Source organism: Lysinibacillus sp. CTST325 (assembly GCF_054665055.1).
On sequence record NZ_BAAFHO010000001.1, the window covers coordinates 176,905 to 190,735 of the forward strand.

A 13,831-nucleotide genomic window follows, 5' to 3' on the forward strand; every position below is an offset into this window, starting at 1 on the left:
GTCGAGCACATTCATGTTACCCCTATTTCGGCTGCATACGAATCGCGCCGTCCAAGCGGATTACTTCACCATTTAATAAACCATTTTTGATAATACTTTCGACCAATAGCGCATATTCTGATGGCTTCCCAAGTCGTTTAGGGAACGGTGTCATTTGGGCAAGTGCTGTTCTTGCTGGCTCTGGTAATGATGCAAACATTGGTGTCTCTACTAATCCTGGAGCAATAGTCATAACACGTACCCCAATTTCAGCAAGCTCCCTGGCAATCGGTAACGTCATCGCTGCCACACCACCTTTTGACGCGCTATATGCTGCTTGTCCTATTTGTCCATCAAATGCTGCCACAGATGCAGTATTAATAATAACGCCACGCTGACCATCCTCGTTTGGTTCATTATGTTGCATCTTCTCAGCTGCTAGGCGAATAACATTGAAAGTACCAATTAAATTTACAGAAATCACCTTTTCGAACAAATCAAGGGCATGTACACCACGCTTTGAAAGCACTTTACTTGCATCAGCAATTCCAGCACAATTCACTGTGACATTAATGGACCCAAATTTTGCTACTGCTTGCTCAAGACCTGCCGCTACATCAGCTTCTTTTGTGACATTTACACGTGCATATTGGACATTCTCCCCTAACTCCTCTACTAGTGCATGTCCTCGCTCGTCATTAAGATCAAAAATGACTGCTTTACCACCCTCTGCAACAATTTTACGAACAGTCGCCTCTCCTAAACCAGATGCTCCTCCTGTTACAACTGCTATTACTTCATTCATGAAACACAACCCCTTTTACATTTTTTCGATAATAGTGGCATTCGCCATTCCCATACCTTCACAAATTGCAAGTAAGCCATAACGTAAATTTTCTCGTTCCATTCTGTATAGCATCGTTGTTAACAGCTTTGTACCTGACGCTCCTAATGGATGCCCTAAGGCAATTGCTCCTCCATCTGGATTTAATTTATTTGGATCTGCTCCAATTTCATGTAACCAAACAAGTGGTACTGGCGCAAAAGCCTCATTCACTTCATACGTATCAATTTCCTCTATCGTAAGACCTGAACGTTCTAGCGCTTGTCTAGTTGCTTCAATTGGACCAGTTAGCATTAACGTCGGATCTGAGCCAACAACAACTCTTGTAACAATTTTAGCAAGCGGTTGTATGCCAAGCTCCTGTGCTTTTTCTAAAGACATTATAACTACCGCTGAGGCACCATCACTCATTTGACTTGCATTACCAGCTGAAATCACACCATCTTCCTGGAATACGGTTTTAAGCCCATTTAATTTATCAACTGTCGTTTCTGCCCGAGGTCCCTCATCAACAGAAAACGTTGTAACTGCGCCATCTTCTTGCGTAACTTGGACAGGCAGTATTTCCTTTTTGAAATGGCCAGCCTCAATTGCAGCTAATGCTCGTCTATGACTATTGTAAGCATAGTTATTTAACTGTTCTTTTGATAAGTTCCATTTTTCCGCTATTTTCTCAGCTGATAACCCTTGATGTATAATTGTATAGTTGTCTTGTAATCGTTTACCTGCATGGGCCCCCTTCATGTTAGACCCCATTGACACCCTTGTCATGCTTTCAACCCCGCCAGCAATCACAATGTCCATATCCCCTGCTAAAATAGCCTGTGCTGCGAAATGTACAGCCTGCTGACTTGAACCACATTGACGATCGATTGTCACACCTGGAACACTTTCTGGAAAGCCTGCCATTAATAATGCAGTACGGGCTATATTTGATCCTTGTTCAGCAGTTTGCGTTACACAGCCAAAAATTACATCTTCCACCTGACCCTTATTGATACCTGCTCGTTTTACTACTTCTTGCAGAACATCTGCCGCTAAGTCATCTGCTCGAACATTGCTTAATGCCCCTTTGCTCCTGCCAACCGCTGTACGAACAGCTGAAACAATCACCACTTCTCTCATTTTAAAATCCCCTTTGCACTGTCATCTCTCTCATTTCCTATCATCCAATGTATTTAGATGTTATGAAATATATTCTTGATAATAAGCTATTTCAATTATGCCTAGGCATAATTGCGTCCGGAATCGGCTTTGTACTTAGGCCTGCACGAGGGCCGACACGATGTCGGTCATTTCGGTAATGCCACAGGACGTGGCGTTTTTACCGATGCAGGTCAGTTAGCCGTTATCGCTGGATGCGATGATTTTAGGCTAACATCCTTTAAGAACTCCTTTCCGATTCCGTAACATCCGCCGGAGGCTTTAGGCCAACACGAAGTTGGTCACTCAGTCGTTGCCACAGGACGTGGCGTTCTTAGACTGAGTTCCTCTATTTCAGCGGATGTTTGTGCACCCGCTGAAAAGTGACTTAAAACCGCATTCATCTGACCGCCTATATAGGAGGAAGACTTCTGCTGAAAGAAGTTAAAAACCGTAATTATCAGAATATTACATCTCTTATTTTACATGACTAAGAAGTATATAACAATTCTATATGTATCTAGAAAATTCTATCCACAGTTTGAGTGGATATACTTTTAATTCTTGGGTTCTACCTATTACTTTAACAAAACTATCCTTTACTCCATTTAGAAGCACAAAAAAAGCAATCTCAAATTAAATTGAGATTGCTTAATCTATTTGCAAATTAAACTTTGCGAATTAAACTAAATCTTCACCGAAGAATAAGCCGATTTCACGCTCAGCAGAAGCAAGTGAATCAGAACCGTGAATGATGTTGTGAGAAACAGTTGTTGCATAGTCACCACGGATTGTACCTGGGTTAGATTCTTCAGGTTTAGTTGCTCCCATCATTGTACGAGCTAGCTTAATTACGTTTTCGCCTTCCCATACCATAGCGAATACTGGACCAGAAGTGATGAAATCAACTAATTCACCAAAGAATGGACGCTCTGCATGCTCTGCATAGTGCTTTTCTGCTAACTCTGTAGGAATTACCATTAATTTAGCACCTTTCAATACAAAACCGCGACGTTCAAAACGATCTACGATATCTCCTACTACTTGACGTTCTACGCCATCAGGCTTAACCATTAAAAAAGTTTTTTCGATTGCCATGTTTAAAACACTCCTTAAATTCGTATAACAGGTTTTACACCTACCGATAAATATTAACAAAAAATGAGCCTTTGTACAACAAAAAGCTAGAATTTACGCTTACCCATAAATAAAGCGACATCACGTAGTTTTTTCTTGACGGGATGTTTTGGTAATGCATCTATTTCCTGTAATGCCTTTTTTAAATATTTATCACTCATTTTATTAGCTTGCTCAATCGCGTCAGATTTACGCACATACTGCAGCATATTTTGACGTTCTGTTTCCGTCAATGTGCCTGCAAATACTTTTGCCAAATAAGGTTGCATTACGGGATCATCTTTTAACATTAGAATCGGTAATGTAATATTACCTTGCAGTAAATCACTACCTGCCGGCTTCCCTAATTCTTTATCTGTTGCCATAATATCTAAAACATCATCGATAATTTGGAAGCTCATGCCCACAAAATAGCCAAATCGTTTCAAATGTCTCACCGTTTTGGGATCGACACCTGCTGCCACTGCACCAAGTTCACAACTAGAAGAAATCAGTAATGCCGTTTTTCGTTTGATTCGTCTAAAATAATCCTTCAATCCTTGATCTAATCTAAATTTATCTTCGATTTGAATGACTTCACCGTTACAAATTTCAACCATTGTACGCGCTAAAATTTGATGAACTAATGGGTCTTCAAGCTTTGTAATATATTCAAGTGCACGCGCAAAAATAAAATCGCCCGTGTACATTGCAACTCTATTATTCCATTGTGATTTGACCGTCGGGCGTCCTCTTCGCATATTGGAATCATCAATTACATCATCATGCACAAGTGATGCCATATGAATAAGCTCTACTGGTACGGCTACATCCTTCATCTTTTCGATATCATATTCGCCAAATTTCGCGCCAAGCAACACAAAAATTGGTCGTATCCGTTTGCCACCAGCTTGCAATAAATGGAGAGAAGCATCATTGATCAAACATGAAGAAGAGTTCACTGCTTTTTCTAATTCTTGTTCAATGATATCGATATCTGATTTCAAATCGGAATAGAGTAGTTTTAACTTCATCTTTTCCACGTGTGAAAACCTTCCCCCATTAACGTACTTTTTTAAAGCCCATATGCATTGCCGCAGCACCGCCACTGTATGCTTTGTACGTTACTTTTTCTAAACCTGCCTGCTCAAACAATGCCGCTAACTTCTTCATACCTGGGAAATCATTTGCTGATTCCTGTAGCCAAGAATATTCTTTATAGCTTTTCGCAAATATTTTACCAAATATCGGCATTATATATTTAAAATAGAAACGGAATAGTTGTCGATAGCCTGGAATTTCAGATTGAGATGTTTCTAAGCAAACAACCATTCCCCCTGGTTTTACAACACGATTCATTTCCTTTAAAACTTGTAAATAATCTGGTACATTGCGAAGCCCAAAACCAATTGTTGCATAATCAAAAGTATTGTCTGGGAAAGGTAACTCCATAGCATTTCCATGTATTAGTTCAATCTGTGGATATGACTTTACCTTTTCCTCGCCAACCTTCAGCATGTTTTTACTGAAGTCTACACCTCTTACTTCTCCGCCTTCACCAACTGCCTCGGCTAATGCAATTGTCCAATCTGCCGTACCACAGCAAACATCTAGAGCCTTCGCTCCAGGTTTTACTGCCATGTGCTTCATCGTATCATTGCGCCAGCCAACATGCATCTGGAAACTAATAACGCCATTCATTTTGTCATAGTTTTCCGAAATACTTTCAAATACTTCGTGCACGTGCTCTTCTTTCGTTTTAGCCATTTTGAAAAACCTCTCTTATCCATTAGTAGAAGCTATCGTTGCCTCTACACGTGCTTGTAGAGCTTGTTTCACATCACCTTGTAAAAACGATGCATCTTCTATCACCTGTAACAGCTCTGTTTTTAATTGCACAATTTTGTTCTTTATGACGTCGCCATAGATCACTCCAGCAGATCTCGCGCTTTCTTCAAGAACTTTACTCATTAAAGATACTTGCCCACGTTGATATGCCGCCAATTCTCTTTCTAAACGCAAGATTAATAAGCTCTTCTCCACAATTGGAATATAATCACTAAATGAATAGAGCTCAAAAAATTTTGAGATTAATCCTGATTCAATGTTAGTTATTGAGGCAAACCATTGTTCGATTGATCGCTTTTCTGCCTCATATACTTTAATTTGGTGTTCACAACGTGCCACAATTCCTTGTGACAAATTTTTAATCAATGCGACATTTCCCGACATCGCTAAAATCTCATAATAACGGCCACTATAAAAGTCTCCAGCTAAAACGGTTAGCTGCTGTTCTTTTGATGTGGCATCTAGTTCTTTTATATGATCGTGCGCTGCTAAGGCTGCGTACACAATTCCAACAGTGATTGCAGCTTCTCTTTCATCTTGTTGCCACTCTTCCCCATTAATAAAGGGCACTAACAAGTAAAATAATTGATTTTCATCGAGCACAGGCAATCCTGTGTATTTTTGCAAAGTTCTATGACGAACATCCATGAAAATCTCTGTTTTTAATTGTGCAATTGAATTTTGAATGTATGTTGCATTCATAGATCTTACTCCATTTCACTTTCAAATACGCTAGGCATTTCATAACCTAACGCTTGCTTACTGAGTCATTATAGCATACGCGACGATTCGGAATAAAAAATTTTTGCTTTATTCAACATGATAGGCAGAAGAGCTTCCCCGTTAAAAAACGGAAGAAATCCAACTGCCTATTAATTATGCCTCGGCATAATTGCGTTCGGAAGCAACATGATGTTGGTCACTCAGTAGTGTGTTGTTGCTGCCGCTTCGCTTCCGCACAGATAAATAATTGCCACAGGACGTGGCGTTATTAGACTGAGTTCCTCTATTTCAGCGATGTTTGACAGTCGCTGAAATAATCGAATAGAAAACATCATTACTAAGTTTTACACATCTAGTCGATTTATATGTGCCCTCACTAATTTGCGTAGACACAATACCTTTCATAATGCATTTCTGAATAGTATTTCTCGCTATTACTTTTTAGCTTCGCTATTTATAACACCATGAGCTGTATGAATCTGTGCTTTCCCACGAATTTTCATGGCAGATGTATGTTCGGTAAATTGAGCAATCATAACTTCGCCTGCATCTAATTTTTCAGAATGATGGAATTTTGTATCTGTACCTCGTGTTAAACCGATTACATGTACGCCATCTTCCTCTGCTTGAATAACAATATAATCTTGTGCCATTGTCTGTACACTCCTTAAATCCGACAAATTCTTAGTCCATCATAACATAATTAGATACTCAATTTAAGACATTTGAATAAATGATAAAACTTCTCTACGTTTTACTTCATCTTCTTCGTAAATACCACGTGCAACCGATGTCACAGTTTTAGATCCTGGTTTCTTAAGTCCTCGCATAGTCATGCACATATGCTCCGCCTCTATCACTACATAAACACCTTTCGGAGAGAGCATTTCCATAATTGTCTCTGCCACAGCAGAAGTTATTCGTTCCTGTAATTGCGGACGACGAGCAATAGTTTCTACTGCACGTCCTAATTTACTTAGTCCAGCAACAATGCCATCGTTTGGTATGTATGCGACATGAGCCTTTCCATAAAAAGGAACTAAATGATGCTCACACATCGAATAAAACGGAATGTCCTTTACAAGTACTAATTCCTCATGGTCTTCATGAAACACTGTTCTAAAATAATCTTTTGCATCTTCATGTAAGCCACTAAACATTTCCGCATACATTTTTGCTACACGTTTCGGTGTATCGAGTAAACCTTCACGATTTACATCTTCACCTACCGCCTCTAAAATCATTTTTACTGCTTCTTCTATTTTTAATAAATCAACATTCGACATCCGTGAAACCCTCCTGCGTATCAATACATAACACATTTCCTTATGCATCGTAGCATATCCAAAAGGTAAGCGCAAAACGACTTACTTGATTCAAAAGAAATTCATCCCTATATGAGAAAAATTGCCACTTTTTACTTTCTAATTAGGAGCATATTTACTAAATTTCAGCTCAACAACATAGCGTGTGGTTGATTTCCGTTCCAACTGGGCGCTTTTCTAGGGGCGCCCGAGAGCCGCTTCGCTTACGCTCCATGGTCTCATCTGTGACGCTAATCCCTAAAGAGTCGCCCAGTCTTCACTCCAATCAACTAATATTATGGTATATGTTTTAGCAAAGGGCATCCCAACATTTAGTGATGTTCCTCAATTGTGCATATGATATCTATAACGATTACACTTACGTTTATTTCATCTTTCTATGTACATTTAGCCTATTTAGCTATCAACGCCAACTTTTCGTAGTAAAGATTAATTGGCTCTTGGTTTAATTGTGTTCGGAGGCTTAAGGCCAACAGACGGTCTAAAGACTACTTAAAGCTGACGCTACCAAACACCCGCTGAAAGAAGTTAAAAAGAGCAGCCTCCATGTTATTTACATGAAGACTGCTCTATGTAACTACTAGACGTGTATTATTTTACCGCGTCTTTAAGCGCTTTACCTGGTTTGAAAGCAGGTACCTTGCTAGCAGCGATTTCGATTTCTTTACCAGTTTGTGGGTTACGACCTTTACGAGCCGCACGTTCACGTACTTCAAAGTTACCAAAACCAATTAATTGTACTTTGTCACCCTTTGCAAGAGCATCTTGAATTGTATCAAATACAGCTTCAACTGCTTTAGAAGCGTCTTTTTTAGAAAGACCTGCAGCTTCAGCAACAGAGTTTACTAATTCTGTTTTATTCACACCATTCACCTCCTCTCAAAGGGTCATGAACCAATTCTGTAAAAAGATTAACACAATGAAAACCGCTACGCAACTGTATTCATTCATGATTATAACCAAAAAATACGTTTTTCACCCAAAAAACAAAAATAACAGGACTTTTCGCATAAAAACGAAGAGCCCTGTAGTAATTTTTTGTGCTTTATTTTTCATTTTTTCACTACAAAATAAATGTAACTAATCCTCTATCACCTTCATTCACCATACGTTCAATTGTTTGGCGCATCCGTTTTTTGGCTGTTGATGGAACAGCATCCATTTTATAGCGTATTCCTTCTTTTAACACTTCATGTAGTGGAGTTCCAAAAAGTTGTGTGTTCCATAAAGCTTCACGATCATGTAAATAGGCATGATTTAAATCCTTAAGTAATTGTTGACTATGGAATTCAGAGCCAATTAGTGGTGCGAATTCTGATTCCATATCTACACGAATGATATGGTATGATGGCGCTTTTGCCTTCATACGTACACCATAAAAATTATTTTGTTTAATGAGCTCTGGTGCTGTTGGCTCAAACTCCTGCATCATCGGCAATGTTACGCCATAACCAGTCGAATCTGCTTGACTAATAGCAGTTTTAAAGCGTTTTTGCGCCTCTTTTGCTTCTGCTGCCTCTTTAATAAATAGGAGCCAATCTCGCTTCGTCTCAATCGGTTCATCTAGCCATTCATTGCAAACCGACTTATATAGCTCACCTTGTAATGACACCCGAATGACTGCGGTCCCAACACCAGCATCTACATGCACCACTTCACTCTGGTCAATAAAATCAATGGCTTTAAAGGCATCTGACGCCTGCTGTACATCTCTAATTTTCATAATAGATGACAACACTTCTTCCATCGAATCAATTAATGCAACATTCAATGGGTGTGTTGCATCTAAAACATCTAACCAATCTGGTTTTTCCACCTCAATTGTTCGAATTGGAAATTCAAATAATGCTTCTTGCAAAATAAACTGAATATCAGATGCACGCATTTGATCAATTGATGTAGCAATTACTGGAACATTATAGCGCTCAAATAACTCATTTCGAAGCTGTACCGTTTCCTCTCGCGCTGGCATTTGGCAATTTAATACAATAACAAAAGGTTTTCCAATATCCATTAATTGCTCTACAATTTCCTCTTCAGCCTTCTCTGCCGCACGACGACTTATTCCATTTACCGTGCCATCTGTTGTTACAACAATTCCAATATTGGCATGGTCACGAATAACTTTATCTGTGCCTATTTTCGCCGCTTCTTGGAAAGGGATAGGCTCTGTATGCCATGGTGTATGCACATATTTCGGCCCATTTTCATCCTCATAGCCCTTTGTACCTTCAATGACATAACCAACGCAATCTGCTAACCGAATTTGAAATGACATTTCATCATCACCGACCGCAATACGTGTTGCTTGGGCAGGCACAAACTTCGGCTCAGCAGTCATAATGACTGGCCCCGGCGAACTTTGTGGCAACTCGTCTTGTGCACGCATTCTTTCTGTATCATCCACAATATTTGGTAACACGACCGCTTCCATAACCTTTTTTACAAATGTTGATTTACCTACACGTACTGGACCGACAACACCAATATAAACATCGCCATTTGTGCGCTCTGCAATTTCTCTAAATACTGCTTCACTCAAGGTTTCTGCCTCCTTTATCTACGCTTTTTCACTATATGCGAGCGGATAGATAAATATGAAAAGCTCCTCACAAATGTAAGGAGCTTAGTGACTAATCTTTTTTAGTTTTGGATTCAGACTCTTGAATTGCTTTTTCTCTAGCTTTTTCTCTAGCTTTTTTTGCGTCACTATTATAGGCTTCCATAAAATAAATTGGCTCACCTTTTTCATCTACTGTATATGGTATAGAATAAGCTGGTACTACTGGATATTTATCGACAAGTAGCTGACGAATATCATCCCCAGGTTTCACATCAGGCTTGTCTTCCTTTAGTAGTTGACCTAAATCGATGGAATAGTCCACATGCATTTCGCCATCGCCGGTCATAAATATTGGTAATTCGGCACCAGAATAGGGGCTTTTCACAGTTACATCTGTTTTATAGCCCAATTCTTCAAAGTTAATTTGATATACATTATCAGAAGTCGCACCCTTTATCGGTAAATATTGGGTAGCAAGTTTTTGAATATTAATTTCTCGAATTCGTTCTGCAGCATTTAAATCTACTAATTTTACTTTAGCTTCATTCTCAGGATCCCAAATAATATACTGGAAAATCCCCCCCTTTTCATAGGCGTTCCCTGGAATTTGTGCAAGATATTTTGGCATTAGTCTGTCAAAATCAATTAAATATTTTATATATAAATCTGTATCTAGCTCACTATTTTTAATTGGAACTAGGCCACCCGTTGCTTCACGGTATTCATCAACCGCACGCTGAACCGCAGCTAATTGGTCAGCATCAGGCACTAATTTTGCCCTTTTTTCGTCTTCTGGATATGCACAACCTACTAGAAGTACAGCGGTTACAATTACAAATAGAAACGCACTTAGTTTTTTCATGTCACTTCCACCTCATCATTTTTATGGCCATGTGGCAACAATTAATACCATTAAAAATGTGCCAAGTCCAAACAGTATGTATGCTAATAAATTTACGATTGTACGTAAAAAAACGTTCGAAACCTTATGACGAGCTAAATAAATTAAACCGACAGATATAATCATAAAGCCGATACAATAAAATGATACCCACATTACATCAAGCGCAGGCAAATGTTCTAACGGACCCATTCAAGACAACCACCTTTCTTCAACGTCACAAAACAATCAAAGTATATTATACTATGTGCTTTCGCTAAAAAGAAATAGTTGTCCAATAACTATCATCAATTTTGCCGAGGCATAATTGCGTCCAGAGTCGGCTTTGTGCTTGCACAAAGAACTCCTTACCGATTCCGTGACATCTGCCGGAGGCTTTAACTTCTTTTAGCGGATGTTTGGACACCCGCTGAAAAGTAGCTTAAAACCGCATCATACCACTGCCTATAGAGGTAGGAGACTTTTGCTGAAAGAAGTTAAATGGACAACCTTTATAAAATATTCAATTAAAAGCGCACAATAAGGTGTCTCAGCTATTCCCTGAGACACCTTATTTATGTCCATTTTATGACAAAACTAATCAAATAGATTAGGTATATTGATTTACCTTATTTATCCATTTTCATTAATTTAGTATATCATGTCATCGATTTCTCGCTTTTTCATACGCATCATTAATGCATCAACCGCTACTTTCGGTTCTATATCACTAAATAGAACACTATAAAGCGCCGCAGTTATTGGCATAGCAACGTCATATTTCTCTGCTAGTTGATAGGCAGCTTTTGTTGTGCGTACCCCTTCAACAACCATGCCCATTTGGTCTAGTACCTCTGGCAGTTTCATTCCTTGCCCGAGTAAATTACCTGCGCGCCAATTACGAGAGTGCACACTTGTACATGTTACAATTAAGTCCCCCATACCTGTAAGTCCTGAGAATGTAAATGGATTCCCCCCCATTTTAACACCAAGACGTGAAATCTCAGCCAATCCTCGAGTTATAAGTGCCGCTTTGGCATTGTCACCATAATTTAAGCCGTCAGAAATACCCGCAGCTAATGCGATTACGTTCTTTAATGCGCCACCTATTTCTACGCCAATCACATCTTTGTTTGTGTAGACACGGAAAAATTGATTCATAAATAAATCCTGTACTTTTTCTGCTGCTTCAATGCTTGCACAAGCGGCAGTGACAGTTGTCGGGTGGTGTAAGACAACTTCCTCTGCATGACTTGGACCTGAAAGTACAACAATCTCTTCTACATTTTCAGCTGGTAGACTTTCTGCCAGAATTTCTGAAATTCGTTTTAATGTATCGGGTTCAATCCCCTTTGATACATGAACAAACAGTACTTTTTTATCGAGTTCTGCTATCATCTTTTCACATACTTCTCGAATAGCCTTAGTAGGTACAGCTACGACAATTGTTTCTGAATGAGCAACTGCTTGAGCGATATCACTTGTTGCATACAAATTTGCTGGCAGTTCCGTTTCAGGTAAATACTTCCTATTTGTATGCAAGTTGTTAATTTCTTCAGCTTGTTCAGTTCGATGAGTCCATAGAAGTGTATCATGCCCATTTTCTGCAAGTACCATCGCAAGTGCTGTACCCCAAGAGCCTGCCCCTAACACACAAACTTTTTCCATTCAAAAATCCTCCCTTGTTAAGAAAAGACAATTCACTTTTATTGTTACAAAAAATGCTAGATAAAGGCTTACAACAGTAAATCTTTCAAAGCAATCTTTTAGTAAACATTAGGAAAATTATACTTTCCTCTCTTGTAAAAAGACGCCACCCAACAATATTGTCAGGCTGGCGTATTGTATGTGTATATTTTTCCTAAGCACGAGCACGGGTAATTAAACGAATTGGCGTTCCTTCAAAATCAAATGTTTCTCGAATACGATTTTCTAAAAATCGTTCATAAGAGAAATGCATTAGCTCTGGCTCATTAACAAACACCACAAAAGTAGGTGGCTGTATCGCAACTTGGGTAGCATAGTAGATGCGAAGACGGCGGCCTTTATCAGTTGGTGCTGGGTTGCGTGCCACTGCATCCTCAATCACTTCATTAAGGATAGATGATTGAATACGCATTGCATGGTTTTCACTTACACGTTGGATAATCGGTAAAATTTGATGTACACGTTGCTTTGTATTGGCCGAAACAAAAATAATTGGTGCGTAGTCTAAGAATAAGAAATGCTCGCGAATTTGTTGTGTAAAGACGTTCATTGTTTTTTCGTCTTTTTCAACAGCATCCCATTTATTAACAACAATAACAATAGCTTTTCCTGCTTCGTGTGCATAGCCTGCAATTTTTTTATCTTGCTCTTGAATGCCTTCTTCTGCATTAAGAACAACTAAAACAACATCAGAGCGTTCAATTGCACGTAACGCACGCAATACAGAGTATTTCTCTGTCGTTTCGTATACTTTCCCTTTTTTACGCATACCTGCAGTATCAATAATGACATATTCCTGTCCATCATACTCATAAGGCGTGTCAATAGCATCTCGAGTAGTACCTGCGATATTACTTACAATAACGCGGTCTTGACCTAAAAATGCATTTACTAACGAAGATTTCCCAACATTCGGACGACCAATTAACGAGAATTTAATGACCTCGTCCCCATATTGATCTTCATCTTCTTTAGGGAAATGTTTTGCACATTCATCCAATAAATCCCCTAAGCCTAAGCCGTGAGAACCAGAAATTGGCCAAGGCTCACCGAAGCCAAGCGCATAGAAATCATAAATCATCTCACGCATGTCCGGGTTATCAATTTTATTCACTGCTAAAACGACTGGTTTTTTTGTTTTGTATAAAATTTTTGCTACTTGCTCATCAGCAGCTGTTACACCTTCACGACCATTTGTCATAAAGATAATAACGTCCGCTTCATCAATGGCAATCTCTGCTTGTTGACGAATTTGCTCTAAAAACGGCTCGTCCCCAATCTCAATACCACCTGTATCAATAATATTAAAATCATGTGCTAACCACTCTGCCGAACTATAAATACGGTCGCGTGTAACTCCTGGAATGTCTTCCACAATCGATACACGTTCTCCAACGATACGATTAAAAATCGTCGACTTACCTACGTTCGGACGACCTACGATGGCTACTACTGGTTTCGTCATCTGTACTTCATCCTTCCAACTTCTTGTCTTTCGCTATTATACACGAAAAATGCCATTATATCATATCATATCCATAAAAGTGCACGCTATGTACAGTTCTATTCATTTCTCTGGAATTTTTTTCATCGTTTTCTCTTAAATCTTGTGGTTCGATGTGGTTATCCTCGCTTTGACTTATTCTATCCATCTCTTTGATTCTTCTATCTATTTCTTCCATAAAAAAGCGAGGACACAAACT

General features: G+C 39.1%; 16 protein-coding genes. 1 reads left to right on the forward strand and 15 read right to left on the reverse strand.

Annotated elements, in window-relative coordinates; genetic code table 11:
* Positions 1-22: 22 nt before the first annotated feature.
* A complete protein-coding gene (locus ACYQ73_RS00900) occupies positions 23-784 on the reverse strand; it encodes a 3-hydroxyacyl-CoA dehydrogenase (RefSeq protein WP_460010721.1) in 762 nt (253 codons plus the stop codon).
* 15 nt (positions 785-799) lie between these two features.
* Positions 800-1,948 carry a thiolase family protein gene (locus ACYQ73_RS00905; protein WP_460010722.1) on the reverse strand — a complete coding sequence of 383 codons (1,149 nt, stop codon included), beginning with the start codon at positions 1,946-1,948 and terminating at the stop codon, positions 800-802.
* A gap of 111 nt (positions 1,949-2,059) precedes the next feature.
* Between ACYQ73_RS00905 and ACYQ73_RS00910 the strand changes: the two genes are divergently transcribed.
* The gene (locus ACYQ73_RS00910; RefSeq protein ID WP_460010723.1) at positions 2,060-2,233 is read left to right on the forward strand and encodes a hypothetical protein; all 174 of its coding nucleotides are present in this window, start codon (positions 2,060-2,062) and stop codon (positions 2,231-2,233) included.
* 414 nt (positions 2,234-2,647) lie between these two features.
* On the opposite strand, the gene ndk is transcribed toward ACYQ73_RS00910, so the two are convergent.
* From ndk to ACYQ73_RS00975, 13 genes are all read right to left on the reverse strand, one after another.
* Positions 2,648-3,064 (reverse strand): nucleoside-diphosphate kinase, encoded by a 417-nt coding sequence (ndk, locus tag ACYQ73_RS00915; protein ID WP_132359254.1) that lies wholly within the window; start codon positions 3,062-3,064, stop codon positions 2,648-2,650.
* A gap of 86 nt (positions 3,065-3,150) precedes the next feature.
* Positions 3,151-4,125, reverse strand: coding sequence for a heptaprenyl diphosphate synthase component II (gene hepT / locus ACYQ73_RS00920; protein WP_460010724.1), 975 nt, complete (start codon positions 4,123-4,125; stop codon positions 3,151-3,153).
* A 19-nt stretch (positions 4,126-4,144) separates the two neighbouring features.
* Entirely contained in the window at positions 4,145-4,849 is a 705-nt protein-coding gene (locus ACYQ73_RS00925) for a demethylmenaquinone methyltransferase (protein WP_460010725.1), read from the reverse strand.
* A gap of 15 nt (positions 4,850-4,864) precedes the next feature.
* Complete coding sequence (locus tag ACYQ73_RS00930; RefSeq protein ID WP_460010726.1) at positions 4,865-5,632, reverse strand: heptaprenyl diphosphate synthase component 1; 768 nt, start codon at positions 5,630-5,632, stop codon at positions 4,865-4,867.
* A gap of 455 nt (positions 5,633-6,087) precedes the next feature.
* Positions 6,088-6,306 carry a trp RNA-binding attenuation protein MtrB gene (mtrB, locus tag ACYQ73_RS00935; RefSeq protein ID WP_049666799.1) on the reverse strand — a complete coding sequence of 73 codons (219 nt, stop codon included), beginning with the start codon at positions 6,304-6,306 and terminating at the stop codon, positions 6,088-6,090.
* Between the two features lie 63 nt (positions 6,307-6,369).
* On the reverse strand, positions 6,370-6,939 hold the full coding sequence (folE, locus tag ACYQ73_RS00940; protein ID WP_132359262.1) for a GTP cyclohydrolase I FolE: 570 nt from the start codon (positions 6,937-6,939) through the stop codon (positions 6,370-6,372).
* Between the two features lie 630 nt (positions 6,940-7,569).
* The gene (locus ACYQ73_RS00945) at positions 7,570-7,842 is read right to left on the reverse strand and encodes an HU family DNA-binding protein (protein ID WP_004232618.1); all 273 of its coding nucleotides are present in this window, start codon (positions 7,840-7,842) and stop codon (positions 7,570-7,572) included.
* A 199-nt stretch (positions 7,843-8,041) separates the two neighbouring features.
* Complete coding sequence (gene spoIVA, locus ACYQ73_RS00950) at positions 8,042-9,520, reverse strand: stage IV sporulation protein A (RefSeq protein WP_460010727.1); 1,479 nt, start codon at positions 9,518-9,520, stop codon at positions 8,042-8,044.
* A 91-nt stretch (positions 9,521-9,611) separates the two neighbouring features.
* Positions 9,612-10,403 (reverse strand): hypothetical protein, encoded by a 792-nt coding sequence (locus ACYQ73_RS00955; protein ID WP_460010728.1) that lies wholly within the window; start codon positions 10,401-10,403, stop codon positions 9,612-9,614.
* Positions 10,404-10,424: 21 nt separating this feature from the next.
* Entirely contained in the window at positions 10,425-10,634 is a 210-nt protein-coding gene (locus tag ACYQ73_RS00960) for a DUF2768 domain-containing protein (RefSeq protein ID WP_460010729.1), read from the reverse strand.
* 438 nt (positions 10,635-11,072) lie between these two features.
* Positions 11,073-12,089 (reverse strand): NAD(P)H-dependent glycerol-3-phosphate dehydrogenase, encoded by a 1,017-nt coding sequence (locus ACYQ73_RS00965; RefSeq protein ID WP_460010730.1) that lies wholly within the window; start codon positions 12,087-12,089, stop codon positions 11,073-11,075.
* 193 nt (positions 12,090-12,282) lie between these two features.
* Positions 12,283-13,593 carry a ribosome biogenesis GTPase Der gene (gene der / locus ACYQ73_RS00970; RefSeq protein WP_460010731.1) on the reverse strand — a complete coding sequence of 437 codons (1,311 nt, stop codon included), beginning with the start codon at positions 13,591-13,593 and terminating at the stop codon, positions 12,283-12,285.
* Between the two features lie 55 nt (positions 13,594-13,648).
* Complete coding sequence (locus ACYQ73_RS00975; RefSeq protein ID WP_460010732.1) at positions 13,649-13,810, reverse strand: hypothetical protein; 162 nt, start codon at positions 13,808-13,810, stop codon at positions 13,649-13,651.
* Positions 13,811-13,831 lie beyond the last annotated feature (21 nt).

Coding starts and splice junctions, on each gene's coding strand:
- ndk (WP_132359254.1), bottom strand. CDS start 3,064: ATGGCAATCGAAAAAACTTTTTTAATGGTTAAGCCTGATGGCGTAGAA.
- der (WP_460010731.1), bottom strand. CDS start 13,593: ATGACGAAACCAGTAGTAGCCATCGTAGGTCGTCCGAACGTAGGTAAG.
- ACYQ73_RS00900 (WP_460010721.1), bottom strand. CDS start 784: ATGAATGAAGTAATAGCAGTTGTAACAGGAGGAGCATCTGGTTTAGGA.
- mtrB (WP_049666799.1), bottom strand. CDS start 6,306: ATGGCACAAGATTATATTGTTATTCAAGCAGAGGAAGATGGCGTACAT.
- ACYQ73_RS00975 (WP_460010732.1), bottom strand. CDS start 13,810: ATGGAAGAAATAGATAGAAGAATCAAAGAGATGGATAGAATAAGTCAA.
- ACYQ73_RS00960 (WP_460010729.1), bottom strand. CDS start 10,634: ATGGGTCCGTTAGAACATTTGCCTGCGCTTGATGTAATGTGGGTATCA.
- ACYQ73_RS00925 (WP_460010725.1), bottom strand. CDS start 4,849: ATGGCTAAAACGAAAGAAGAGCACGTGCACGAAGTATTTGAAAGTATT.
- ACYQ73_RS00955 (WP_460010728.1), bottom strand. CDS start 10,403: ATGAAAAAACTAAGTGCGTTTCTATTTGTAATTGTAACCGCTGTACTT.
- ACYQ73_RS00930 (WP_460010726.1), bottom strand. CDS start 5,632: ATGAATGCAACATACATTCAAAATTCAATTGCACAATTAAAAACAGAG.
- folE (WP_132359262.1), bottom strand. CDS start 6,939: ATGTCGAATGTTGATTTATTAAAAATAGAAGAAGCAGTAAAAATGATT.
- ACYQ73_RS00905 (WP_460010722.1), bottom strand. CDS start 1,948: ATGAGAGAAGTGGTGATTGTTTCAGCTGTTCGTACAGCGGTTGGCAGG.
- ACYQ73_RS00965 (WP_460010730.1), bottom strand. CDS start 12,089: ATGGAAAAAGTTTGTGTGTTAGGGGCAGGCTCTTGGGGTACAGCACTT.